The 24,707-nt window shown below is 62.6% G+C and carries 25 protein-coding genes; 15 read left to right on the top strand and 10 right to left on the bottom strand.

The annotated features are described in order from the left end of the window. Nucleotides 1-3: 3 nt before the first annotated feature. Nucleotides 4-243 carry a YjiS-like domain-containing protein gene (locus tag ACVMIM_RS27515; RefSeq protein ID WP_476117386.1) on the bottom strand — a complete coding sequence of 80 codons (240 nt, stop codon included), beginning with the start codon at nt 241-243 and terminating at the stop codon, nt 4-6. Nucleotides 244-496: 253 nt separating this feature from the next. Here ACVMIM_RS27515 and ACVMIM_RS27520 point away from each other — a divergent pair, with 253 nt between their 5' ends. Beyond that, a complete protein-coding gene (locus ACVMIM_RS27520; protein WP_476115729.1) occupies nt 497-1,459 on the top strand; it encodes a LysR substrate-binding domain-containing protein in 963 nt (320 codons plus the stop codon). Nucleotides 1,460-1,520: 61 nt separating this feature from the next. Here the strand turns inward: ACVMIM_RS27520 and ACVMIM_RS27525 are convergent, their stop codons facing one another. Together ACVMIM_RS27525 and ACVMIM_RS27530 are read right to left on the bottom strand one after the other, a co-directional pair. Next, nucleotides 1,521-2,939 carry an aminotransferase-like domain-containing protein gene (locus ACVMIM_RS27525; protein ID WP_476115730.1) on the bottom strand — a complete coding sequence of 473 codons (1,419 nt, stop codon included), beginning with the start codon at nt 2,937-2,939 and terminating at the stop codon, nt 1,521-1,523. 47 nt (nt 2,940-2,986) lie between these two features. After that, nucleotides 2,987-3,502 carry a GNAT family N-acetyltransferase gene (locus tag ACVMIM_RS27530; protein WP_476115732.1) on the bottom strand — a complete coding sequence of 172 codons (516 nt, stop codon included), beginning with the start codon at nt 3,500-3,502 and terminating at the stop codon, nt 2,987-2,989. Nucleotides 3,503-3,750: 248 nt separating this feature from the next. On the opposite strand from ACVMIM_RS27530, the gene ACVMIM_RS27535 reads away from it, so the two are divergent. Both ACVMIM_RS27535 and ACVMIM_RS27540 read left to right on the top strand, forming a co-directional pair. Next, on the top strand, nt 3,751-4,707 hold the full coding sequence (locus ACVMIM_RS27535) for an EamA family transporter (RefSeq protein WP_476115734.1): 957 nt from the start codon (nt 3,751-3,753) through the stop codon (nt 4,705-4,707). A gap of 721 nt (nt 4,708-5,428) precedes the next feature. Continuing rightward, complete coding sequence (locus tag ACVMIM_RS27540) at nt 5,429-6,499, top strand: NAD(P)H-dependent flavin oxidoreductase (RefSeq protein ID WP_476117389.1); 1,071 nt, start codon at nt 5,429-5,431, stop codon at nt 6,497-6,499. Between the two features lie 691 nt (nt 6,500-7,190). On the opposite strand, the gene ACVMIM_RS27545 is transcribed toward ACVMIM_RS27540, so the two are convergent. Next, a complete protein-coding gene (locus ACVMIM_RS27545) occupies nt 7,191-8,651 on the bottom strand; it encodes a glycoside hydrolase 5 family protein (RefSeq protein WP_476115735.1) in 1,461 nt (486 codons plus the stop codon). A gap of 438 nt (nt 8,652-9,089) precedes the next feature. Continuing rightward, a complete protein-coding gene (locus tag ACVMIM_RS27550; protein WP_476115737.1) occupies nt 9,090-9,530 on the bottom strand; it encodes a GFA family protein in 441 nt (146 codons plus the stop codon). A 341-nt stretch (nt 9,531-9,871) separates the two neighbouring features. Here ACVMIM_RS27550 and ACVMIM_RS27555 point away from each other — a divergent pair, with 341 nt between their 5' ends. Both ACVMIM_RS27555 and ACVMIM_RS27560 read left to right on the top strand, forming a co-directional pair. Next, nucleotides 9,872-10,003: a hypothetical protein gene (locus ACVMIM_RS27555; RefSeq protein ID WP_476115739.1), complete on the top strand. Its 132-nt coding sequence runs from the start codon at nt 9,872-9,874 to the stop codon at nt 10,001-10,003. 241 nt (nt 10,004-10,244) lie between these two features. After that, complete coding sequence (locus ACVMIM_RS27560) at nt 10,245-10,559, top strand: hypothetical protein (protein WP_476115740.1); 315 nt, start codon at nt 10,245-10,247, stop codon at nt 10,557-10,559. Nucleotides 10,560-11,513: 954 nt separating this feature from the next. On the opposite strand, the gene ACVMIM_RS27565 is transcribed toward ACVMIM_RS27560, so the two are convergent. After that, nucleotides 11,514-11,756 (bottom strand): hypothetical protein, encoded by a 243-nt coding sequence (locus ACVMIM_RS27565; RefSeq protein ID WP_476115741.1) that lies wholly within the window; start codon nt 11,754-11,756, stop codon nt 11,514-11,516. A gap of 245 nt (nt 11,757-12,001) precedes the next feature. Between ACVMIM_RS27565 and ACVMIM_RS27570 the strand changes: the two genes are divergently transcribed. The 10 genes from ACVMIM_RS27570 (at nt 12,002) to ACVMIM_RS27615 (ending at nt 21,169) form a co-directional block, all read left to right on the top strand. Beyond that, nucleotides 12,002-12,721 (top strand): heme-binding protein, encoded by a 720-nt coding sequence (locus ACVMIM_RS27570; protein WP_476115743.1) that lies wholly within the window; start codon nt 12,002-12,004, stop codon nt 12,719-12,721. A 92-nt stretch (nt 12,722-12,813) separates the two neighbouring features. Further along, the gene (locus ACVMIM_RS27575; RefSeq protein ID WP_476115745.1) at nt 12,814-14,592 is read left to right on the top strand and encodes a methanol/ethanol family PQQ-dependent dehydrogenase; all 1,779 of its coding nucleotides are present in this window, start codon (nt 12,814-12,816) and stop codon (nt 14,590-14,592) included. Continuing rightward, nucleotides 14,573-15,442: a substrate-binding domain-containing protein gene (locus tag ACVMIM_RS27580; protein ID WP_476115747.1), complete on the top strand. Its 870-nt coding sequence runs from the start codon at nt 14,573-14,575 to the stop codon at nt 15,440-15,442. The genes ACVMIM_RS27575 and ACVMIM_RS27580 overlap by 20 nt, the downstream gene beginning before the upstream one ends. Beyond that, complete coding sequence (locus ACVMIM_RS27585) at nt 15,439-15,972, top strand: c-type cytochrome (RefSeq protein WP_278050327.1); 534 nt, start codon at nt 15,439-15,441, stop codon at nt 15,970-15,972. The genes ACVMIM_RS27580 and ACVMIM_RS27585 overlap by 4 nt, the downstream gene beginning before the upstream one ends. Next, the gene (coxB, locus tag ACVMIM_RS27590) at nt 15,969-16,982 is read left to right on the top strand and encodes a cytochrome c oxidase subunit II (RefSeq protein ID WP_476115749.1); all 1,014 of its coding nucleotides are present in this window, start codon (nt 15,969-15,971) and stop codon (nt 16,980-16,982) included. Before ACVMIM_RS27585 ends, coxB begins: the two co-directional genes overlap by 4 nt. Next, the gene (gene ctaD / locus ACVMIM_RS27595) at nt 16,979-18,955 is read left to right on the top strand and encodes a cytochrome c oxidase subunit I (RefSeq protein WP_476115750.1); all 1,977 of its coding nucleotides are present in this window, start codon (nt 16,979-16,981) and stop codon (nt 18,953-18,955) included. Before coxB ends, ctaD begins: the two co-directional genes overlap by 4 nt. Continuing rightward, nucleotides 18,952-19,557: a cytochrome c oxidase subunit 3 gene (locus ACVMIM_RS27600; RefSeq protein WP_278050324.1), complete on the top strand. Its 606-nt coding sequence runs from the start codon at nt 18,952-18,954 to the stop codon at nt 19,555-19,557. Before ctaD ends, ACVMIM_RS27600 begins: the two co-directional genes overlap by 4 nt. Nucleotide 19,558: 1 nt before the next feature. After that, the gene (locus ACVMIM_RS27605) at nt 19,559-19,900 is read left to right on the top strand and encodes a hypothetical protein (protein ID WP_278050323.1); all 342 of its coding nucleotides are present in this window, start codon (nt 19,559-19,561) and stop codon (nt 19,898-19,900) included. Continuing rightward, the gene (locus ACVMIM_RS27610) at nt 19,897-20,775 is read left to right on the top strand and encodes a cytochrome c oxidase assembly protein (RefSeq protein WP_476115752.1); all 879 of its coding nucleotides are present in this window, start codon (nt 19,897-19,899) and stop codon (nt 20,773-20,775) included. Before ACVMIM_RS27605 ends, ACVMIM_RS27610 begins: the two co-directional genes overlap by 4 nt. Next, nucleotides 20,756-21,169, top strand: coding sequence for a c-type cytochrome (locus tag ACVMIM_RS27615; RefSeq protein ID WP_476115754.1), 414 nt, complete (start codon nt 20,756-20,758; stop codon nt 21,167-21,169). Before ACVMIM_RS27610 ends, ACVMIM_RS27615 begins: the two co-directional genes overlap by 20 nt. Here the strand turns inward: ACVMIM_RS27615 and ACVMIM_RS27620 are convergent, their stop codons facing one another. From ACVMIM_RS27620 to ACVMIM_RS27635, 4 genes are read right to left on the bottom strand one after another with little or no spacing between them, the layout of a single operon-like run. Continuing rightward, on the bottom strand, nt 21,170-21,976 hold the full coding sequence (locus ACVMIM_RS27620) for an ABC transporter permease (RefSeq protein WP_476115755.1): 807 nt from the start codon (nt 21,974-21,976) through the stop codon (nt 21,170-21,172). Then, entirely contained in the window at nt 21,973-22,698 is a 726-nt protein-coding gene (locus ACVMIM_RS27625) for an ATP-binding cassette domain-containing protein (RefSeq protein ID WP_476115757.1), read from the bottom strand. Before ACVMIM_RS27625 ends, ACVMIM_RS27620 begins: the two co-directional genes overlap by 4 nt. Then, nucleotides 22,695-23,654: a PQQ-dependent catabolism-associated beta-propeller protein gene (locus ACVMIM_RS27630; RefSeq protein ID WP_476115758.1), complete on the bottom strand. Its 960-nt coding sequence runs from the start codon at nt 23,652-23,654 to the stop codon at nt 22,695-22,697. The genes ACVMIM_RS27625 and ACVMIM_RS27630 overlap by 4 nt, the downstream gene beginning before the upstream one ends. Continuing rightward, the gene (locus tag ACVMIM_RS27635; protein ID WP_476115760.1) at nt 23,642-24,694 is read right to left on the bottom strand and encodes an ABC transporter substrate-binding protein; all 1,053 of its coding nucleotides are present in this window, start codon (nt 24,692-24,694) and stop codon (nt 23,642-23,644) included. The genes ACVMIM_RS27630 and ACVMIM_RS27635 overlap by 13 nt, the downstream gene beginning before the upstream one ends. Between the last annotated feature and the right edge of the window lie 13 nt (nt 24,695-24,707).

The raw sequence follows: 24,707 nt of genomic DNA on the forward strand, positions 1-24,707 counted from the left end.
ACCTTAAAGGTCAACACCCCGGCGCCGTGCGATTTCGCGAAGCGCGTCGGCGGGGTCCATGGAAAGCGGGAGTTTCAGCACCAGCCGCACGTCGTGGCTCGACAATCCAATATCGTTCAATTCGTGGTCGCTCAATTCCAAGAGCGCGGAGACCCTCCTCCTGCTCGCCAAGATCCTGCAGAATCTTATCGGCCAGCGTAACGGAGAGCTTTGACCAAGGGCGGCGATGTCGCAGCGGGGCATCGTCACGGCAATCTCCTCGACATGATTTTCGCCCGGGAAGATCAGGCCGGGGGTAAGAGCCCGCAAACGAATCTTGCTTGCCGCCGATGAAGCTGGCTCACGCGCGAACAGCTGGCAGGCCGGAAAATTGTATCAGATACAATATCAATATTGACTTAGAGACGCCGCCGGTGTGACTACTCGGGGTGCAGCCGGCTCTTGGGCATGCCGGCATCTGGGGACGAGGAAGATCATGGGTTTCAGGCTTCCCCCGATGAACACGCTGCGCCTTTTCGAGGCCGCGGCGAGGCTCGGCAGTTTTAAACAGGCCGCCGAAGAGGTCCATGTCACCCCAAGCGCGGTAAGTCACGGCCTGCGGACGCTCGAACACTGGTTGGGGGCGGAGCTTTTTCTGCGGGACGCCCGGGGCCTTACTCTCACTCCCGCGGGGGAGACCTATGCGTCGGAAGTCCACCATGCGCTGAAAATCCTGGCGAGCGCGACGGAGGGATTTCCCGGCCGCCGGAAGGCGACTGGCGCGCTGTCGGTCAGCGTGGCGCCGACATTCGCAAATCGCTGGCTGCTGCCAAGACTGCCAAAGTTCACGGAACGCTACCCGGACATAAGCATCACGATTGACACGGCGCGAAGGCATGTGGATTTCCTCACTGATGGGTTCGATCTCGCCATCCGGATGGCCACGTCGTCGCGCTCGAGCGAATCGTGGACGGAACTGGTCGCCGAAACATTTGTGCCAGTCTGCTCCCCCGAATTGTTGCGCAAGCATGGGCCCAACGACGAGATCCGTCTGATCGAGCGGGTTCCGACGATTCATGTCACCGCCGCCTCCGAAGACTGGGCAGCGTGGTTCCGTGCCAAGGACATGACTGCTGTTACCGGGTCGCGGCGGATCAACGTCGATACCATCCAGCTGGCCGCGGAAGCGGCTATTCAGGGGCTCGGCATCGCGATGGGGCGCAAGCCCTTGATGAACGGCTACATTGACGCTGGCGACCTTATCGAGATAGCTGGACCGCCTGTTCCGGTCGCGACGAGATACTGGCTAGTGGGAAGCCACAAATCGTTTGACCGGCCCGAAATCAAATCGTTCCGAAACTGGATCCTGCAGGAGCTCAAGTCACGCCCCTCACCACAGGCGCCATCGCATTCGCACGACGCAAGGATTTCGATGAGCGGCTTGCCGAATTTGGGGCTGGTTGCGCAGGGTCAGGAATAGCCCCGCGACCCACTCCACCGTTGGTCCAAGCGCAATGCCGGGCAGAAAACGTTCGGATTCTCTAGACGACAGCAGCGGAGGGGCCCGACATCTCGTCCTTCAGCGCGTGCAACACTATCCCTAGCGCTCGTTGAAGTGCGGAGCGATCCGTAACACTGCCAAGGCATATCCTCAGTCCGCTTATGCTGTGATCCACCATGGGCGCGTCGGGCGGCGTAATCTGCACGCCCGCCCGAAGGGCGCGGCCATAGGCACGTTCCGCCCGCAGCGAATCCAGCGGCATCCACACATGCAACGTCTGGTCAGCGCCCGGCTTAGAAACCGCGTCCCCCAATATGCGCAAGGCCATGGCGGTGCGCGCCTGCATTTCCTGGAGCACGTTACCGACAAGGGCATCGACAGTGCCATCCTCCACCCACTGAGCGAATACGAGGGCGTTCTGAGCAGGTGGCGCGTAGCCTGTCGCAACGATGTTATCCAATATCCGCTCGCGCCATGAGGTATCGGGCGGCAGCAGAAAAGCCAGCCTGAGGCCAGGCGAAATACTTTTGGAGATGGACGCGACATAGAATGTGCGCTCCGGCGCAAGATCAGCAAACGCGGGCGGCATGCGAGAAGAACCGCGCGCAATGGCGCGATATGCGTCGTCTTCGATTATGAGAACATCGTGGCGGCGGGCGATCGCCACAATCTCCCGCCGCCGTGCGGCGGACATGGTGGCGGCCGTCGGGTTTTGCAGAGTTGGCACGGTGTAGAGAACCTTGCTTCCCGTCGAGGCGATCGCCCTTTCCAGCGCTTCAGGCAGCAGGCCCTGCGGGTCCAGGGCGATGCCGCGGAGCTTCAGATTCGCGGCCCTGGCTATCAGCTTGAGGCCGTGGAAAGTCACGGCCTCGCAAAGCACGGTGTCGCCGCTTCTGCAAAGCGTCTGCAGAAGCAACGAAAGTCCGTGCTGACCGCCATTGGTCTGGATGAGATTGCCGGCGGAAGCGACCTCGAGCTCATGCCGGTCGCGAATCCACCGGGATGCCGCAGAGCGCACGCTGTCGAGGCCTTCCGGGGCAGTGTATCGGCTGGTCGCAGTAAAGTCCTGGCGGCGCCAGAGCCTGCCCATGGCCTCCGCCAGGTAGCGTGATGTCAGCCCCACCGGCGGGAAATTGTATGCTAGGTCGACAGGCCCGGCTGCGGCGCGATCTTGCGCCTCGATTGGAGCGGTGACGAACGATCCCCGACCGACCTGAGAGGACAGAAGGCCGCGTCGCTCGGCTTCGCCGTAGGCCTTGGTCACAGTCCCGGTGCCGATGGACAGCGCGTGCGCCAGATCACGATGCGCCGGCAGGCGCGCACCTGGCGCCAGCCGGCTCTCATGAATGTCACGCTCGATCGCGTCTGCGATGCGTTCGTAAAGCGGCGCCGGCCCTTCCTCGATGTTTGGCTTCCAGGACTCCATCGCATCACCCGGGATCACAGCGCGATCCAACATACGCCAATCCTCCCATCGGAGTCCTATCGCGAAAGCAGAGGCGTTGATCAAGCCTCCGTCGGCGCAACCCAGGAGAATTCGATCAGGGCCTGATCGCCAGCGGTCGGGCGGAAGCCGGCTGCCAAGGCCAATCGAAGCATGATCCTGTTATCAGACATGACGTGGCCAACGAGTCGTCGCAGTCCAGCGGCCCTCGTCCACGTCATGACGTGTCGCAGCAACGCAGATCCGATCCCCCGTCGCTTCAAATCCGAGCGGACGACCAAGGCAATCTCCGCTGTGGCCGGATCAAGATACTCGACGTTGAGGATGGCGAGGATGTCCCCCGACATATTGGCGGCAGCAAATGCGAGGCTGCGCCGGCCCGCCACGCGAGCAGGCAAGAGGCAAGCCCCGGATAAACGTGGCCCACCAAATCGCCACCGGACATCGTGGCTGCAAAGGCGGCTGAAGAAGGCGTCGCAGGCTTCGGTTTCCGTACTTCGCAGCTTTCGGATTGTGTAGGATTCGCCGATCTCCAAAGCCACGAGAACAGCGTTCAGTGGTTCAGAGTTCTCGGCCATCGTGACAATATCCGCAAGCTGCTCGCCGCATCGCGTGCGCCTGTCTGCTATTCGGCGCATCGGTCGGAAACGACAAGTGAAAGCTGCTCACCTTCTCCGACAGCTTATCATTGGCCTGCTTGGCGCCTCTGCGTAGGTAATGCGCGCAAACCCAGCGGCGACGCGCGGCGTCGCACGGGGTGTACTGGCTATGCGCGCGGGAGATCGGTTATGGCCACGCCCGGCATAGGTAAGATGGAGGTGAGCAAATGGCGCTTCGTGACAAGGTGCTCGGAGTCCTGATCGCTGCCGTCTGGGGCTTCAATTTCATCATCATCCGAATAGGGCTGCAGAGTTTTCCACCACTTCTGCTCGCGGCGCTCCGTTTCAGCGTGGCGGCGACCGCGATCGTCATCGTCTCCCGACCCCCGCTGCCCTGGCGCTGGCTGGTCCTGGTCGGGATGATCTGGTTCACAGGGCAGTTCGCGTTCCTCTTCGTCGGGATGCAGGTCGGGATGCCGGCGGGTCTGGCCTCGGTGCTCATGCAGACGCAGGTTATCCTCACCGTGCTTCTGGCGGGATTGCTCGGCGAGCACATCCTGCCCTGGCAGATCGCCGGAATCTCTGTAGCATTCGGCGGACTCGCGGTCATTGGCTGGACCGTGACCGACGCTGCACACGACATAACGATCGCCGGTCTGGCTTGCATCGCCGCCGGCGCTACGAGTTGGGCCTTCGGCAACATCCTCGTGCGTCGTTCGGGCAAGGTCGATATGCTCGCCTTGGTGACATGGCTGTGCCTGGTGCCACCCCTGCCCTTGCTGTTCCTTTCTGTGCGCTATGAGGGCCAGGACGCGATCCTGCCCGCGTTGCGACATCCGGCCTGGCAAGGGATCGGGGCGGTTTTCTTCCTTGGTTTTGTCGCCACGACCGCATGTTTTGCCGGCTGGGGTCAATTGATCAAGCAATACGGCGCCGCAGCAACGGCGCCTTTTGCGTTGCTTGTACCTGTCTTTGGCGCTCTCTCCGCCTGGATCTTCCTGGGAGAAACCTTCAACCTAACCCGCCTGACTGGGATGGCGCTCATCGTCATCGGCGTGGCCGCCGTCATTCTCTCGCCTAGGCACTCAATCGCGTCGGCCAACCAATCCAGACGGCCCCTCGATCATCTTCCCAGTCATGATGGGGGCGACAGCAGCGAACATACGGCTGACAGAGTGGGCTGAACTTTCTTCCTCGGCCCAGAAAGAGACTCGTTTGTTGACGGGTCACGGTACTGCCATGGTTGCCGGCGGAACGCCGAGATCGCGTTTGCGGTCGTGCCGGGCGAAGGATCGTTGCTCGACCGGCGGTCCAAACGCTGCGAGATCTTGCCGATGGTCTACTTCAACGGAGTGCAGGACAACCGCCACGAGGGCTCGCTTCGGCTTGCTCGCTGATGCACTGGCTTCGCTCGATCGCAGTGCTGGCGAGTTCGTTGGTGCGGAACGCCCTGCGACGCAAGGCTCAGGTGGAGTTGAGCAAACTCAGCGACTTCACGCTGCTGAGGTTGGGGGTTCAGCGCAACGCAATCCCGACCGCGGCCGACAAGTATGCGCGTCGCGTTTGGCCCCGGCGACCGAAGGGCGAACGGCGTCCCGGACCGGCTGCGCGCAAGGGCAATAAAGTCACCTGATCGCCGCGGAGCCTTGAGCGCATTTTCTGAACCGCGAAAATGGGGGCAGGAGAGCGTGTTGAATATTGCTCCCAGTCCCTGAAAATCACTCCTTTGCGAGGGGTTACGCGGCCTGACATCCTCATTCGGTAGCGAAGCGCGAAGGAGACTCCGGTTGCCAGATTTTCGCAAAAACTGCGCACATCTGGGCCGGCCCGTCCGAGGTCTTGGTGGGCAAGATGGCCCGTGACGAGATGAAGTCGGGCGCTTGGCAATCTAAGAGAAAGTCCGTAATGGTTTCTTGTTTGCGCTCGCGAGAATTCTGCGAGCAACACGGCCTCGAGATCCCCTTGCTTCTGGCACCGATGGCCGGTGTTCCGGCTCCCCGATTGTCAGCAGCGGTGGCACAAGCTGGTGGGCTTGGCGCTTTGGGAGCGTTGCTCATGCAGCCCGGCGAGATCGGATCTTGGGTGAGCACCTTCCGATCCATGACCGACGGACCGTTTCAGCTCAATCTCTGGGTTCCCGATCCCGCGCCGGCGCGCGACGCGAGAAGGGAGGAAGAGGTTCGCGAGTTCCTGGCTCAGTGGGGACCAGATGTGCCAGCGGCGGCAGGCGATGCGGTACCACCCGATTTCGAGGCACAATGCGACGCCCTCATTGTGGCGAGGCCGCCGATCGTGTCATCAGTTATGGGACTCTTTCCGCGCGTGTACGTGGAGAGGCTCAGGCAGCATGGGATCTCTTGGTTCGCTGTCGTGTCAACATTGAGCGAAGCTCTGGAGGCAGAGGCAGCCGGCGCCGACGCTATTGTCGTCCAGGGCATGGAAGCAGGAGGACACAGGGCGGCGTTCAACCCGGAGAATGCGGAGCGGGAGCTGGTTGGCCTTTTTGCGTTGTTGCCAATTGTTGTTGACGCGGTCCACGTTCCGGTGATTGCGACAGGCGGCGTTGCCGACGCACGCGGAATTGTGGCGGCTCTGGCGCTCGGAGCCAGCGCGGTGCAGATCGGAACGGGATATCTGCGCTGCCCGGAAGCAGAAATCCATCCGGCTTGGGCGGATGCCATCGGGCAGTCGGCGCCGGAAGGAACCCTCGTCAGCCGCGTTTTGAGCGGAAGGCCGGGCCGCAGCATCGCAACGCGCTATGTCATCGCGGCGACCGGTCCCGACGCCCCGCCTCCCGCACCATATCCCGTACAAAGGGGCCTGACCGCGCCGATGCGCAGGGAAGCAAACAGGGATACTTCGGTTGACCGGCTCCAGGCGTGGGCTGGCCAAGCAGGCCGATTGTCCCGCTCTGATCCCGCCGGGGAGTTCACGCGTCGGCTCTGGGCCGAAGCGCAAGCAATGCTTGCAGCATGAACCTGCCGAGCCGGTCATCTTGGCGCAACGTCAAAGCCTGACCACCACTGGTTAGATCATGGCGGCGGAGATCAGCATCTCCATATGCTGGAAGGTCTTCTGGCCGTGCGCGCTAAGAACATCAGCTCCCAAACGCCGATCGGATCGGCTCTCGGGCGCGGGCCTTCGGCTGAAAGAAGCGATGGAAACTCCAGTTCCTGCGCCACCGACGTAACGGCGTCGCCAAAGCCGATGTCGACCCGCACAGGAATTGCGGTTCTCCCAATGTCTGTCCATCCAGTTGCACAGCGGTCCGATGCTGCCATGCTTGATCCGGTAATATTCCGCCAACGTCTGGAAGCGATCGCGCTCCTTAGGCTTCCAGGCCGAGTTCGCTCGCCATGCCCTCGATCAGCTTCTCTCATGAAGGGAGTCTCACGCTCATCGAAACACCAGCTCCGACAAAAGCATCGCATTGCGCTCTCGGATGGCTTTTGCGAGTGGAACGATCGGGTCCTCACACATTGCCGAAACTGAGTTCGCTCCCGCGGGCGGTACATGGCGACAACTCCCGAACCCGGAGGTGGATGGAGTGTTCCCCCGCTCAGCCGTGAGAGATCAGAGGATCGCCAGATACTCCGGTCAGGCTCGCGAGAAGCCTCAGAGCTGACATCCAGCAGGCCAAGTGGAGAGCGGCTTGGCTTCGGTCCTCTCAGCATCGACGAATTGCGAGGGCGAGATCGGTGGCGAACGGCGGCACCTCCAGCTTCAACCAGCCGTCGGATTGCGCCTGCCATTCCGCCGTTTGCCTGCCGGCCCCAGTAGCCCAGCCGACTATGCGGTAGCTACCGGGAGCCATCCAGGGCAGGTCGATTGTGACGGGCTCGGGTTGCGCGTCGGCCCGCAGCATGCCGTTGGGCCCGATCGTTGCGCGCCGCACCAGCCAGGCCACTGCCTGGGCATCGTCGCCGCAGGCCACCGCCGCGACATCGGGCCGCGAAACCCGGGCCCGGCCGCCGAGATGGACACGCCGGAACCGGCGCCAGTCGATTAGGGGCAGGAAACCGGCCATCGAGCGCTGCGCCCGCCGCATGCCGGGTGTGAGCACATGCGGCTTGCGGTTTGGCCAGCGCATGCCGCCGCCGGCACCACCGGCAGCCAGGTGCGCCCATTGCATATGGCGGAAATACTCATCATCGAAGGGCTCGGGCAGTGTGATCTTCTTGTCCTTGAAGGAATGGATTGGGCCATGTTCGGTGTCGAGGAAAGGGCGTCCGTCGCGGATTTCGGCCAAGGCTTCGCCGACCATCCGCCCCATGCCAAGAGCCGGGGCGACCGTGTCGCGGGGATCGTCGATCGTGCCCTCCTCGTAGATGTGGAGGGAGGCAAAATCGAGATCTGGATGTCGGAAGATTGGGTCGCGTAGCGGCATGTGCGCCCGCCAGCGAAGCTCCGGTCCGAAGAGCGAAACCGTTTTCGGGTGGGAGCGGCCGTAGAGCGAAACTTCCAACCGGCGAACGAAATCACTGAGGTCGTGGATGAAGTCGCCGAAATCGTCAGCCCTGCCCTCAGCCTGCTCGGGGTGGATCTCGTTCCAGAGGTCCCAAGCAAAGAGTGCGCCGCTGCCTCCCCATCTGCGTACCGCGAATTCCAGCCTTGCCTTGATGGCGCGTCGCGTGGCTCTGCAGACCAGGAACCGGGAGGGGTGATCCAGCACGCCTCCTTTGCCTTGATTATAGGGGTGATGACGCCAGTGCCGCCACTGCCAGAACGTATCGAACGGGGTGAGCAATATCCTCAAACCGTGTTTCTCGCAGAGACGAAAAAGGTCGTCCCACAGCCGCACCATGGCCGGAACGAAGCGACCCAGCGGCCGCTCGAAATAGCGGTGACGTACCTGAGCATATTCCAGCATCAGCCTGAGGCAGGTGACGCCGCTTTCCTTAAGCCGGCAAAGATGTGCCTCCACCCCGGCTATGTTCCTGCGCCGGAACAGCCCGTTGAGTTCGGGCCAGCTTATCGCATCATTCTGCCCGATCGGGATCCATGGATCGCCGTCCTCGGTAGCGAAATATGAGCCGGCCGTCGTGACCCACTGCAGCGCCACGGCCCGGGCGGGCGGTGTCCGCTCCGCGTCACCGCTCGTCCTGACCGTTAATCCGGTATTGTCCAAAGTGGTTTTCCAATATTTTCCCCAAGGCACTCCAAACCATTTCAAGGGAAAAATGTTCACCGTCCTCCGGGACGCAGCATCGCAGCCCGCTCAGTCGTCACCGCTGGGTTGCTGCAACCTTCAAGCGTAACGCTGCCGTTCCCGAGAAGACAGATGCGGTCGTCGAGGGGCTGTATCAGCTTCGTCAATCAAGTTGGGCGAACTGCCTCGTAGTCTATCGGCAAATAACGATAATGGTGGGCCCGGAGCGTCGCCGATTGATTTAGACACCAGCCAAAGCCTTAAGAATCCACGCGGCATTCACCCAACTTAGTGGCTGATCGAACGTCGGTTAGCGATTGCTTGATTAAACCGCTGCTCGCTCCAGACTAGCTTTATAGCAGCATCAACGTCGGCGACGATCGTCTGTGACCCCCATCGAGCGTCTGCCGGCTGAGCCTAGCCATCCTGCTCCTGCGGTAGGCCATCGGTTAGATCATAAAAATCGGATTTCGAACCCACGAAAATATGCTTGGCGAGGCGCAGGCCTGTCGGTCGGTCAAGGGTTCCGGCAGCGACGAAGGTTTGAATGCCCGGAGCCGCCTTCCAGAATAGATTACCGCCGCAACGCGAGCAGAAGCCGCGCTCGACGTTTTCTGACGAGCGGTACCAACTGAGGGTAGACGACGCTAGCAGTTCAAGATCCTCCGAACGACAGGCCGCCATAGCCGCGAAGTTGCCGCTGGTGCGGGCGCATTGGGTGCAGTGACAGGCTATAGGCTGTGCAAGCACACCCGCGATTTCGTAGCGCACTGACCCGCATAGACAACGACCCGTTGACATGGAGACCTTACCCGCCGAGGGAGATTTTGTTCCATGAAGTTGCGAAGCTGGAGTCATTGAGCTGGGTCTTTCAGAAGCGTTTCAGCGAGCGTGACGCAGCTTCTCCTTCGCCTGCAGCGTTTCGACCTCGCCGATCAGGCCAGGCTCGGCCACTGCGCTTTTTCCTTTTTCAGCTCCTTGGGCGATGGCGCGAAGCGGCCGAAGTCTAAGGCGTCTTCTGAATCCGCTCGCGGCCACGGCGAAGGGCTTCAGATATGCAAATGGCATACCGCCGTTCGACCAGCTTGCGTTGCTCGTCAGCCAAATCGCTCCGCTCCAAAATGCGCACAAAGTAGCTGATCAGGCGGCGGAGATCGCTGTCGCTCAGATTTGCAAGAATCTTTGGCATTGGAGGAAAATTGGTTGAGTTCGCCCATCTGCTGTGCCTGGGGCGCGCGCCGTCATTAAAAAAAGATGTGGCGTCCCTAAAATTAGCCTGTGCACTGTTCCCTTTTCTGTTCCTTGAAGGCAACCCGGCCGCGTATCTCTGATCTTGCGGCGAAGCTTCCGATTCGCCGGGCCGGCGCCGGGATTCCAACCCCAACAGGCAACGGGCGCCGGTCACTTTGCAAGCTGACGGCCGTGGGCTTGGTTGCGATTACACCCAACCCGACGCGGCGCGCGGATGGAAGCAGCCCAGCCCGCGCGCCGACTGCTTGATCACCCTCGCCCTGCGTTGATGTTCCATTAGCAAGCGCTTGAATAATGCGCTCCCCGCCCCAGACTCATGACATGGCGAAGGGCTCTTTCAACATTGGCGATGAGGTCGCCATCACGGCCAAGGTGCACAGACGGGTCACAGAGGACCGAGTGAGCGTGTCGATTCCCTCCTATGGTCAGCCGCATTCAATCCTGGACCGAACGTCTAAGGTGAAGCAGGGCCAGGAAATCGAGCTTATTGGAGATGTCACCTACGTCGACGAGGAAGCCGGCAAGGTCACAGTCAACCTGGGTATTCCAGTAACCGTGAAAGCCGACACGCTCAGGCTTGTCACGCGCTATATGCCGCCGAAGCGGAAGACGCCCTTGGTGGACAAGGCGACATGACGAAGCTCTCGGAGCTCGGCCCATTCGAACCTCATCTCTACGGGAAGGTTCGCGAGCACGAAAGTGAGTATTTCTACCGCTGTCCCCGGTGCGGCCAGATGGTGGATGAACGGGACGCGCGGCAGGTGGTCTGGCACGCTTTCTTGGAGCACGAGCGTCTCGTGATCGATGGGGACGCGCCTCACTTGCCATAAAGCGGCGGAATCGCAGCCAGGCTGCTGCTGTTGCCGGCCTACTTGCCCGATCTCAATCCACCGTTGCCTTTGGCGATTCTGAGATCAATCGCTGGGCGTGGGGTATTTTTTGTGGTCGGAAAGAGGGCTCGAGTCCACATTGTGGGCTGTCTCGTAAACGTGCAGCAAAACCTTAAATGGTGCTTTTGGCAGGTGCGGAGGATGTAGCAAGTGCATTGATCTATTGCTTTTTTCGAGAGTCAAACCTGCGAAGCTTCCCGTATCAGCCCCAACCTCTGAAATTGCGATTTGGCCGACCGACAGATGCGAACGCGACCCCTGGACCGCACCACACGCGCAATCACATACAGTGGCAAATCCTCACCAGGAAAAATACACCCACTCCATAAGGGATAAGGAGAAGTCCGAGGGCGATCCAATAGCCCGGCTGCGCCATTGACGCTAAATCTGAACGAAGCTGTTCCATTGCCACCAAACGATGCGCCAACATCGTTGTTCCAAGGGGCAACAGTCCGAGTTGCATATGACCTTCCCGTTTTTTCGGCATGGAACATGTTTGCGAGCTTCCAGTTCGAAGCAGGATCAAAAAGCAGTGGAGATGTTCGGTGGCTCGCCTGACGCCAGAGCAGGTAGCGGCGGCTAGAGCCTTGTTGAACCGGCCTCGGGTCCGGCTGGGGCCAAGTGCGATTTGAGCGAGGCGAGTATTCGGAATTTGAGCGTGGTGGGCGTCTCCCCTCGCCAGAAAGCTGCTTGCCATGCGCTAGGCATTCCAGGCCGCCGGCATCGTGCTTTTCGGCCAGGCAAACCTGTCCTTCGATTGCAAACACCGGTTCGTGTTCCGGTCACCAATCTTAGTGCTGGCGAGGCTGGGATAATCGGCAACAGCGAAATGTAGCCGCGGCTCATCCCCGATCGGGATGAGGAGCAGTTCGGGAAATTCGCCTCTCAGACCGGCAAGATAGCTTAGCAATCCTGCTGCCGTCGCAAAAAATGCCGAGGCCATGATCCGACCTGTCGCCGACGCATTTGATGCGGCCGGTGATCAGATTGAATCCGCTGCTTGGCGTCCTTCCACACCCGCTGACTTGGTCGGCTACCAATCTTTTCATGAACGAGGAACAAAGCAGACGATTGCCAGTTCGGTAACATCAACAAACGTTCTCAAATGTTTTCAAACGTTTCCGGATCATGGCTCATCGTCGGTTTTCGTTGGTAGCTCTGGGCCTTCTGGTCTTGGCGTTTGGCTTGATGCAGAGTGCGGCTCGCGCCCAAGCGCCCTGTCCAGCCGATCACGACAAGCTGCTCTCGGCCTTGAAGGCCAATGTGAAGGCGAGCGGCGGTCCCGCGAATGGCGGCTTCGAGACCAATGAATGGGCCGCGATCGTCAACCGCGACGGTACCGTCTGCGCGGTCGCCTTCAGTGGGCCAACCGCTGATGCGCAGTGGCCCGGCAGCCGGCTGATCGCGGCTGAGAAGGCCAACACGGCCAATGGGCTCAGCCTGGCGAGCATGGCGCTTTCGACAGCCAATCTCTATGCCGGAGTGCAGCCGGGTGGTCCTCTGTTCGGCCTGCAGGCTACCAACCCCGTCAACGAGGCAGCGGCTTACGCCGGCGACCCTAAGACGTTTGGCAGCGCCAATGACCCGCTGATAGGCAAGCCTATCGGAGGCGTCATCGTGTTCGGCGGAGGCTTGGCTCTGTATGACGGCAAAACAATCGTCGGGGCGCTCGGCGTGAGCGGCGATTCCTCCTGCGCCGACCACAATGTCGCCTGGCGCGTTCGGACAGCCCTCGGCCTCGACAAGGTTCCGGCGGGCGTCAATCCCAACCGCAAGGATGCCATCATCTATGATCTCGATCCCGGCGGGAAAAGCGCCTCCGGCTGGGGTCATCCGCTTTGTGCCGGGCACGAGGCAGACATTGCGGCGGAACTCGGCGCCGGAGTCGGAGGCGCGGCGCCAAAATGAGGCAAGCAACGCAACCTGCAGCATCCTGCATTGACTTGGCGCGTATCGATCGTCCAGCGGTATCCCGAAAACATCTTGGCGTTGGTACAGCGATGCTGCTGGTCTGCATCCCCTTGCTGACAGCCGCTTCGGAAACTCCGCCGTCCCCAGCGATCTCTCCGCCTGCCGCGGCCGCGCCGCCCGATGACGGGCAATGGACGATGCCGGCCAAGAACTACGCCTCGACCCGCTATAGCGAGCTCGCGGAAATCAACGAAGGCAACGTCAAGAACCTGCGGGTCGCCTTCACCTTCTCGACCGGAGTGAACAAGGGCCAGGAAGCGGCGCCGCTGGTCATCGGGAACACGATGTATCTCGTGACGCCGTTTCCCAACATCGTCTACGCGCTCGACCTGTCCAAGCCCGGCGCGCCGATCAAATGGAAATACGAGCCCAATCCTGAACCCGCCGCGCAAGGGGTTGCCTGCTGCGACGTCGTCAACCGCGGCGCGGCTTTCGCGGACGGGCGCATCTTCTTCAACACGCTTGACGGCCATACCATCGCGCTCGATGCGAACAGCGGCCAGCCGATCTGGAACGCCCATATCGGCAACATCAATATCGGCGAGACCATCACCATGGCGCCGCTTGTGTTGAAAGGCAAAGTGCTGGTCGGCAATTCCGGCGGCGAGATGGGCGTTCGCGGCTGGGTCAAGGCGCTCGACGCCGGCGACGGTCATGTCGTGTGGACGGCTTACAATACCGGACCCGACAAGGACGTGCTGATCGGGCCCGACTTCAAACCGCATTACGACATGGACAAGGGCAAGGACCTCGGCGTCACGACATGGCCGCCGGAAGCCTGGAAGATCGGCGGCGGCAACATGTGGGGCTGGATTTCCTACGATCCGGACCTCAACCTGATCTTCCACGGCACCGGCAATCCCGGCCCCTGGAATCCCGATCTGCGGCCCGGCGACAACAAATGGACATCAGGCATCTTTGCCCGCGATCCTGATACCGGGGCGGCGAAATGGTTCTACCAGTGGACCCCGCACGACCTGCACGATTATGACGGCATCAACGAGCAGGTCCTGCTCGACATGAACTGGCAGGGCACGCCACGCAAGGTGCTGGTCCGGCCGGAACGCAACGGCTATCTCTACGTCCTTGATCGCACCACCGGCGAGGTCCTGTCTGCAAAACCTTATGGCCCCGTCAACTCCAGCAAGGGTGTCGACCTCAAAACCGGCCGCCTGATCGAAAACCCGGACAAGCTGACCGGTACCGGCAAGGTCGTCCGCGACATCTGCCCTACCGCGTCCGGCCTCAAGGACTGGCAGCCTTCGGCCTTCTCGCCGAAGACAGGCCTGCTCTACATCCCGCACAACAACCTGTGCATGGACGAAGAAGGGGTCGAGGTGAACTACATCGCCGGCACGCCCTATGTCGGGATGAACGTGCGCATGATCCCCGGGCCCGGCGGTAACCGCGGCGCCTTCACCGCCTGGGATATCGCGGCCGAGAAACCCGCCTGGAGCCTCAAGGAGAACTTTCCGGTCTGGAGCGGCGCGGTCGTAACCGCCGGCGACGTGGTCTTCTATGGAACGATGGAAGGCTGGTTCAAAGCCGTGAGCGCCAAGACCGGCGACCTGCTTTGGCAGTTCAAGACGTCCTCAGGCATCATTGGTCAACCCATCACCTATCGCGGCCCGGACGGCCACCAATATGTGGCTGTGTTGTCTGGCGTCGGGGGCTGGGCCGGCGCCATCGTCTCGGGCGACCTCGACCCGCGCGACGCCACCGCCGCGCTCGGTTTCGTCAATGCGATGAAGGACCTGAAGAATGCGACCACGGCGGGAGGCACGCTCTATGTGTTTCGTCTGCCCTGATGTATTCGGCTTGATCCACAGCGTCGCACGGAAGCTGTTCCCGCGCATCGCGCTCGGCATCACCGCGCTTGCCTTCCTGCTCCTGCCGGCGACAGCCGGCGCTCGTGAGCTCAGGGTCTGTGCCGACCCGAACAACCTTCCATTTTCCAATGCGGCCGGTCAGGGCTTCGAGAACAGGATCGCCGAAATCATCGCCGGCGATCTCGGCGCCAAGCTGACCTACACCTGGTGGGCGCAGCGCCGCGGCTTCGTGCGCAACACGCTGAAGGCGGGCCTGTGCGATCTTGTGCCCGGCACGCCGGCCAATCTCGAAATGCTGCGCACCACCAGGCCTTACTACCGCTCATCCTATGTCTTCGTGACCCGCCAGAGCACCCCGGACGTGACCTCCTTCAACGATCCGCGGCTGCGCGCCTTGCGCATCGGCGTCCAGCTCATCGGCGACGACGGCGCGAACTCGCCTCCCGTGCAGGCCCTTGGCCGCCGCGGCATCGTCGGGCATCTCATCGGCTACCCCGTCTATGGCGATTACTCCGCTCCCAATCCTCCGGCGCGCATCATCGAAGCGGTGGCGAGCGGCGAGATTGACCTTGCGGTGGTCTGGGGTCCGCTCGCCGGCTACTTCGCCCAGAAACAGGAGGTGCCGCTGCGGATCACACCGGTTACGCCTCGCATCGACGGGCCGCAATTGCCGCTGATATACGACATCTCTATGGGCGTTCGGCGCGAGGACGATGCGCTCTGTAGCGAGGTGAACAGCGCGCTCGCCAGGCACAAGGCGGAAATCGACGCGATTCTGACGCAATATGGCGTGCCGCGTCTCGACATGGCCGGGAGCCCGGTGCGATGAGACCGACCGCCGCCATGCTTCTCCTGGCGATCTTAGCGCTGGCGGCCTGCCAGCGCGAGGAGCGGGACACACGCCCGCAATCGGCGCTCGGCTCCGGTGAGCAGCCGACGCCGGTGACAACTCTGGAACCCGGCGGCCAGCGGCCCTCCCCCACAGACAACAAGGCCGCAAGCTTCGAGGCCAATGCCTTTCATCTGAGCGAAGGCAAGCGCCTTTTCGGCTGGTTCAACTGCTCGGGGTGCCATGCCAATGGCGGTGGCGGCATGGGCCCGGCTCTGATGGACGAAAAGTGGATCTATGGCAGCTCGATGGAAAGCATCCACGCCACGATCCGCGACGGTCGTCCGAACGGCATGCCGAGCTTCCGCGACAAGATCCCCGACGACCAGATTTGGGAACTCGCGGCCTTCGTTCGCTCGTTGAGCGGCAATGCGCCCTCCTCCGCCGCGCCGTCGCGCAATGACGACATGATGGCGCACCCGTCGGAAAACCGCATGCCGGATGCCGCCACGCTGGGGAAGTCACCGTGAAACGCCTCGCCTCGATTGCGTTCGCCACGGCAATCGCCCTGTTTCTTCAGGGATGCGCGGGCTGGCAATCGGCTCTCGACCCGAAAGGTCCCGCGGCGAGCGAGCTCGCATGGCTGATCTGGTTCTTCACCGGGCTATGCGCAGTGGTGTGGGTGCTGGTGATGATCGCCCTGGCCATACCATTGATGATGCGATCGCGGGTGCGCGCTGAGCCGCTCGTGCTCGACGCCGGCGCCGACAGTCGCAAGCTGCGCGTGGTGATGACCGCCGTCGGGCTGACCGCCGTGATCCTGGTCGGCCTCACGCTCCTTAGCTTCTTCGCCAACAGGACCCTTGCCGCGATCGGCTCGGATGCCGCCCTGACCATCCGCGTCACTGGCCATCAATGGTGGTGGGAGGTGCGCTACGAGGACGCCACGCCGAGCCGTATCCTGACCACCGCGAACGAAATCCATATTCCGGCCGGCGAGCCGGTGCGGCTTCTTCTCACCTCGACCGACGTCATCCACTCCTTCTGGGTCCCGAGCCTTTCCGGCAAGCTCGACCTTATTCCCGGCCGTATGAATGTGCTCGACATCAAGGCCGACAAACCCGGCGTCTACCGAGGCCAATGCGCCGAGTTCTGCGGCGCGCAGCACGCCAACATGAGCACCTTCATCATCGCCGAGCCGCGCGCAAAATTCGACGCCTGGTGGAACGATCAGTTGCAGCCGGCCGCTGAGCCAATGAGCGATGAGGCCAAGGCCGGCGAGATCCTCTTCCTGAAACGCCCCTGCGTCATGTGTCACAAGATCGGCGGCACGCCCGCGGGGGGGACGGTCGCGCCCGATCTCACCCATGTTGCGAGCCGGCAGACGCTCGCGGCCGGAACATTGAGGATGAGCCGCGGCAATCTCGCTGCCTGGATAGCCGATCCGCAAGGCGTGAAGCCCGGCTCTCACATGCCGGTGGTCCAACTTACTGGCGACGAGCTCAACGCGATCGTCGCCTATCTTGAGGGGCTGAAATGAGCAGCGCGGACCTGACCAGCGAACGCGACCTGCCGAGGGAACGTGAGGCGACGCCCAGAGGCGACATCGCGCCCGAGCGTGACGGGCCGCGCGACACCGGTATGGACGACGCCAGCCTGCACCGCTGGCTGGCGCGGACTTGGCGCACGCCCCCCGGCATCATCGGCGCGCTGTCGAGCGTCGACCATAAGGTCATCGCACGCCGCTACCTGATCACCGCCTTCCTGTTCCTCTGTCTGGGTGGGCTCAACGCCGTCGCCATGCGCATCCAGCTCTCGGGCCCGCAACGCGGCCTGATCGGCCCGGATCTCTACAACCAGCTGTTCACGATGCATGGCGTCACCATGATGTTTCTGTTCGCCGTGCCCATCGTCCAGGCGACAGGCATCTATCTGGTGCCGTTGATGGTCGGCACCCGCAACATCGCCTTCCCGCGCCTCAATGCCTTCAGCTACTGGATCTATGTCTCAGGAGGTCTCTTCGCCTGGATATCTTTCGCCCTCTCGATGGCGCCGGATGTCGGCTGGTTCGCCTATGTGCCGCTGTCGGGACCGGAATACAGTCCTGGCAAGCGCGCCGACGTGTGGGCGCAGATGATCACCTATACCGAGGTCTCGTCGCTCGCGGTCGCCGTCGCGACCATCGTCACCGTGTTCAAGCAGCGCTCACCCGGCATGTCGCTGGACAAGATCCCGCTCTATGTCTGGGCGCTCCTGGTCACGTCCTTCGTCGTCGTCTTCGCTATGCCGGCGGTAATGGTTACCTCCACATTTCTGATCCTCGATCGGCTCGTCGGCACGCATATCTTCAACCCGGCGGAGGGTGGCGACGCGTTGCTGTTCCAGCACCTATTTTGGTTCTTCGGCCATCCCGAAGTCTATATCATCTTCCTGCCGGCGACAGGCATGGTCTCCGCCATCATTCCCGCTTTCGCCCGGCGCCCGATGTTCGGCCACCTCGGTTTGGTCCTGTCGTTGATCGCCGTCGGTTTTCTGTCGTTCGGCCTCTGGGTCCACCACATGTTCGCAACCGGGCTGCCGAAGCTCGGCGCCAGCTTCTTCACCGCCTCGAGTATGATGATCGCGATCCCCAACGGCGTTCAGATCTTCTGCTGGCTGGCGACTCTCTGGGACAGCAGACCGGTGATCCGCACGCCGCTGCTGTTCGTCTTCGGCTTCTTCTTCATCTTCGTCATCGGCGGCCTCACCGGTGTCATGCTCGCCTCCGTGCCTCTCGACCTGCAGGTGCACGACACCTATTTCGTCGTCGCGCACTTCCATTACGTGCTGATAGGCGGCTCGGTCTTCCCGCTGCTCGGAGCCGCCTATTTCTGGTTTCCCAAAATCACCGGCCGCATGATGAGCGAGCGCCTCGGGCGCTGGCACTTCTGGTTGGCGATGATCGGCTTCAACGCGGCTTTCTTCCCCATGCACATCGTCGGCCTGTGGGGCATGCCGCGCAGGATCTACACTTATCCGGCCGAGCTTGGCTGGGGGAACATCAACCTCTTCATCACCGGTGGTGCGGTGCTCTTCTTCCTGAGCTTTGTGCTGTTCGCGTTCAACCTCGTGCATGGCGCCTTGAAGGGCACGCCGGCCGGAGACAACCCCTGGGATGCCGGCACGCTTGAATGGGCCACGTCCTCGCCGCCGCCCAGCTATAACTTCGCGCGTATTCCGCTGGTGACGAATGTCGAGCCGCTCTGGGCCGAACGCGAGGCGCTTCCCGTCGCGACCGGGCTTCGCGTCGACGTGCGCGAACTGCTCGTCTCAACCGTGGCGGAAGCCCATCCCGACATCCGCGAGAAATCGGCGACACCGTCGATCTGGCCGCTGCTGGCGGCCATCGCTGTCGGCGGCACCTTCCTCTACTCGATCTTCACGCCCTGGGCGATCGTCTGGGGCGCCGCGCCGATCGCCATCACCTTGATCGGCTGGTTCTGGCCGAAAGGCGATCCGGAGGACGAAGAATGAGCCAGCGTCCCGCCGTCGATCTTTCCGGCCTGCCGACCTTTGGACATGGCCCGCGCAGCCCGACCTGGTGGGGCACGCTAGGCTTCATGGCGTTGGAAGGCACGGGCTTTGCACTGGCCGCCGGCGCCTATCTCTATCTGGCGACGTTGTGGCCCAACTGGCGTCTGAGCGCACCGGAGCCCAACCATTGGCCGGGAACGATCGTGACGCTGCTTCTCGTGGTCAGCCTGGTGCCGAACCACATGCTCAACCGCTATGCCAAGCAATGCGCAATGGGGCCGGTGCGGATCGGCATGGTGGTGATGTCGCTGCTCGGTATCGCGCCGCTCATCGTGCGCTGGTTCGAGTTTCCGGCGCTGAACATCTACTGGGACACGAATGCTTACGGCTCGATGGTCTGGGTGCTGCTCGGTCTGCACACCACGCATCTGATCACCGATGTCGGCGACACGATCGTTCTGACGGTGCTGATGTTTACGCACCATGGCTATAGTGGCCGGCGCTACGGCGATGTCGGCGACAATGTTTTCTACTGGGACTTCGTGGTCCTCACCTGGATCCCGATCTACCTGCTCATCTATTGGCTACCGAGGTTGGGCTGAGATGCGCGCGCTGCGGCTAGGCACGTCCTGGGGTGGTTTGTTGTCGGGGCCTTTGGCCTGGGCAATCTCTACCCAGCTGAACTACGCGCTTGTGCATTGGCAGTGCAATCGCCAGGTACAGCTGGTGCTCCCGGTGGCGCTGTTGCTCGCAATATTTTCGCTGCTCGGCGGCGCGCTGTCATGGCGGGCGAAGCGGCAAGGCGGCGCCGCCTTCAAACCGGAGCGCACGCGCAGCACCGAGCGTTTCGTCGCCGACCTCGGCATGCTCGCGGCACTGCTGTTTGCCCTCGTCATCATCATGCAGGGCAGCGCCGCACTCATCCTCGACGAGTGTCTGCGATGAGCCTCGACGCGTTCTTCTCGACCTCGATCTGCTACGGCGCCGGCGCGCCCGAGGCCGGATGGACGTTAGCGTTCCCCATCACTTTTCCCTTGGCAGGTATCGCGCTCATGTATGGGATCGGTGCAAGCCGGCTTTGGCGGCGCAGCGGCCGAGGCCGGCCCGAGCGGCTTCGCCAAGCTCTGTTATTCGCGGCCGGCTGGGGCGTGCTGACGGCAGCGCTGGTCAGCCCGATCCATGCGCTCGGCGAGCGTTTGTTCTCAGCCCATATGATCGAGCATGAGCTGCTGATGGCCGTGGCGGCGCCGCTTCTTGTCGCCGCCTTCCCCGGCGCGGTCTTGATGTGGGCGTTGCCGGCCACACTTCGCCGCGGGACGGGAAAACTCACCCATGGCAAGTTGCTGCAGGCGGTCTGGGCGTTCGCCGCTCGCCCGCTCAGCGCGACAATCCTTCATGGGATAGCGATCTGGATCTGGCATATTCCGGCGCTGTTCGAGGCAGCGCTGCAGCAGGGCGTGCTGCATTATGCGCAACATGCGAGCTTCCTCGGCACTGCCTTGCTGTTCTGGTGGGCGCTTCTGCCGCGTTCTGGTCGACAGCAAACTTACGGCAGCTCTGTCATGCATCTTTTCTTCACCTCGCTGCATACCGGCCTGCTCGGCGTCCTACTGCTGGTATCGCCCAAACTCTGGTATCCGGAGAATGCCTCCGGCGCGGCGCTTTGGGGCCTGAGCCCGATCGAGGACCAGCAATTGGCCGGGCTCGTGATGTGGGTTCCCGCTGGGCTGATCTACGGTGGTGCCGCCCTGCTGCTCGCCGGCCTCTGGATAAGCCACAGCGGAACCAGGGAGGCGACGCATGCGCTCCGATCTGGCTAGGCTGCTCGGCGGTGTCATCGTCGGGGTCGTGCTTCTGGCCATCGCGATCGCGGCAACCTTGTGGATCGACCGGCGCGAGCGCGTTCGGCATGAGTCGGATGTGGCGACCGGCGGCGTGGGCGCGCGCGCCATTCCGATCATGACCACGAATGGCTGTTCCGGCTGCCACACGATTCCTGGCGTGCCCGGGGCGCAGGGTCAGGTCGGGCCGCGCCTCGACGGCAGCCTCGCCGGTCGCGTCTATATCGGCGGCGTGCTGGCGAACAATCCGGACAACCTGATCCGCTGGATCCGTTCGGCAAGGGAAATCAACCCGCGCACAGCCATGCCTTCGACGAAGATCACCGAGCAGCAAGCGCGCGATATCGCGGCCTATCTCTATGCCCTTAGATAATCAGCCCTCGCCGCCACGCCGGGCCCATAGGCCGCGGCCGGGATCGTAGCCGGCCACCGCCGCCAGGAAGAAAGCCACGAGACAGGCGACAACAACCAGCATGGAAACCATGTGGAACCGCAGGTAGAGCGCGAAGCGGATCAATTCGACCGCCGAGCTGAATGGATTCCACGCAGCGATCGTCGCCAGCACCGGACCGGCTTCAGCGAGGCGCCAGATCGGATAGAGCGCCGTCGAGGCGAAGAACATCGGGAAGATCACGAAGTTCATTACGCCGGCGAAGTTTTCCATCTGAGTGGACATCGAGGACACCAATAGGCCGAACGCGCCGAGCATCAAGCCCGACAGCACGAGCGCCGGGAACACGGCGACATAGCCCAGGATCGGCGGCCGCACGTCCCAGAATCGCGCCACGAAAAGAAACAGATAGACCAGCGGCAGTCCGACAATCACGCTGGCCAGCAGGCGCGCGGCGAGCAGATACCAGCGCGGCAGCGGCGCCGTCAGCAGCAGGCGCATGCTGCCCATCTCGCGGTCATAGACCATGGCCAACGAGCTCGCCATAGCATGGAACAGCAGCATCATAGCCGCCAGCCCAGGCACCACATAGACCTCGTAGAGAACATAGGTCTGGTAGGGCGGCGTGATCGACAGGCCGAGAACGGAGCGAAACCCAGCCGCGAAAATCGCCAGCCACACCAGCGGCCTCACTATCGCGGAGAACAGGCGCGCGCGCTGCCGCAGCGACCGCAGCATTTCCCGCCGCAAGATACCGTCGAGCGCCCTCAATGCGTGACGCATCTTCATGGCGAACCCGTCAGCAAGGCGAATGCCTCAGCGATGCTTCCTACGCCGAGGTCGGGCGCGATGCGATCCGCAGAGCCAGCCCAGCACACCCTACCCCGATCCAGCACCACGACGTCATCGTCGGCCGCCACTTCTTCGAGGAAATGCGTCGCCCACAGTACGGCAATGCCGCGCTCGCGGCAAAGCGCCCTCACATAGCGCTCGAGCGCGCGCCGTCCCGGCACGTCAAGCCCGGTGGTCGGCTCGTCAAGCAGCATCAGGCGCGGGCCGTGCATCAGCGCCCGTGCGATCTCCACGCGCCGGCGCTGGCCGCCGGATAGCGCTCGGGTCGGATCGTCGATCCTGTCGAGCACTTCGAGGCGGCTCAATTCCTCCCTTGAGCGCGCCTTGCTCAGTTCCGTGGGAAGTCCGTGCAGCGCGGCGTGATAGCGCAGGTTCTCGCCCGCCGTCAGATCGAGATCGAGCGTCGGCAGCTGGAAAACGACGCCCATTTGCGCGAGGGCGGCGGATGGGTTCGCCTCCATCGCTATATCGAAGACACGGACCAGCCCTGTGCGCGCGTAATAGAGACCGGTAATCAGCGAGAACAATGTCGTCTTACCGGCGCCGTTGCGGCCGAGCAGGATACACATTCTGCCTTGCGCCACTGTTAACGAGACATTCTGGAGAACCTGCCGGGTTCCGAAACTGTGGCACAAATTCTCGACCGCCAGGGCGTTCATGGGCCGATCACAACTCCCCATGGACCGCGCCCAACCGGCAGCGACTTCACCACCTCCTGGTTCTCCAGGTCGATGAAGGAGATGTCGCCGGAGTTGCCGTTGGCGCTGATCAGTTGTTTCTGGTCGTCAGAGCGCGCGACATGCCAGGGCCGCTGGCCGACAAGATAGAGGCGCTTGACGGTGAATGTCTTCGTGTCGACCTCGGCAATCCTGTTAGCCGGGCCGAGGGCGACATAGGCAGTCGCGCCGTCGCGTGACATCTCGATGCCGACCGCTTGCACACCGTCAGGCCGGATTCCCGGCACCTCGAACTCGATCTTGCCCATTTGAGCGCGTGTCGCAGTGTCGAAGACCGTGACGGTGCCTCGGATTTCGGACGACACCCATAATTGCTTGCCGTCCGGCGAGAACGCCGCGGCGCGCGGCCGCGTGTCGACGAGAAGGTTGTCGATGAGTTCTAGCGTGCCGGCGTCGATGAGATGGACCATGCTTGTCGTCTCCGACGTGCAGGCAACGATTCGGCCATCGGCGGTAACCGCCATCCCCTCCGGCTCGACACCGACGTCGACCGTGCCGATGATTTTGGCGCCAGCTATATCCACCACCGAGACCAGGTTATCGTTCTCATTGGCAACGAAGAGCCGCTTGCCGTCCGGATGCACGACAAAGAATTCCGGATCGGCGCCCGAAGGCAGTTGACCGACGACCTGCCTCTTGGCGAGATCGACCACGTCGATGCGGTTGTCGTCGCCTTCGGCAACGAACAGCGTCTTGTTGTCGACCGAAAGCGCCATTCCGCGCGGGCGCCGGCCGACATCGATCGCGGCCTGCAATATCATGGTCGCCCCGTCGACGACCGCGACGGTGTTGTCCTGTTCGTTGGAGACGTAAATCGTCTCGGCCGCCGCTGGAACGACAAGGACCAGCACAAGCACGAGCGCGATCAGAATTTGCATGTGCTCTCCTCCAGATCGATGCCCAGAGTATCGAGCGGCGTGCGCTGATGCAGAAAGCCCGGTTGTGGCGAACTGGAAACAAGCAGCCGGGGGCCCGCGATCAGAATGGGTTGGCGCATCTGCCCGTCCCACGGACGGAAACTCAGCCCTTGCCCCTTGAAGCCGGCGAGCAGGAAATCGTCGCTGCGCAGATACTTTGCGATCGCGGTCGGATCGAGGCTGTGCAGCCGCGTTGCCGCCTCGCCAATGCTTCTGACGGCTAGCCAGGCGGCGTAGTCGCCGGGCAGCATCCAGCGTCCGGCCTGCTTGTGGAAACGATCCTGGAGCTGCGTGGCGCCCCACTCCTCATTGACCGCGCTCCAGCCGGTGGCGATCAGCCCTTGCGTACCGGCAACCGGCCTCGGAAGGGCGGTGCGCCCTTCCAGATAGGCGCCGAATTCATCGGCCTCGTCGGCAACCACGAGCACATCATAATCACTGACTTGGGTGGCGGCGGGGATTTCGGTCTGCAGCGTGACATGGCCGGTATCGGCACGCCCGTTGGCGGGCCGGAACGTCCAGGGCTGATCGATGGTGATCTCCGCCCCGAAGCGCGCCACAGCGCGCCGGAAGGCAACCGCCATCGCCTGGTCCTCGGGACGCGGCCCGGCCAGCAGGAACCAATGCCGCCAGCGCTTCCAGACCAGATATTGGGCCAGCCCGTCAGCGAGCATCGCACGGCTCGGAATGGTGTGAAGCACGTTCTTGCGGCAATCCTCCTGACGGAGCCGGTCGTCGGGTGCCCTGCTATTGAACAAAACCATCCGCTCGGCGCCCGGAGCGTCGCTCGCCTTGAGCAACAGGTCGGCATCGAGATCGGCGACGACGAAGCTGACACCCGCTGCCGCGAATTCCTTGACGGCTTCGGCCGGCGTCTTGCCGGGCGCCAGGATGACTTGTTGCAGTCGGAATTGCTGACCGAGGAAGCGGCCGGTGCTGGCATCGTCAGCGATGCCGAGGCGGGCGCCTTGAAGGCCGTCATCGGTGACGACCTCGTCCAATGGCCCGAGGGGT

It is taken from the genome of Mesorhizobium sp. USDA 4413 (assembly GCF_056280365.1).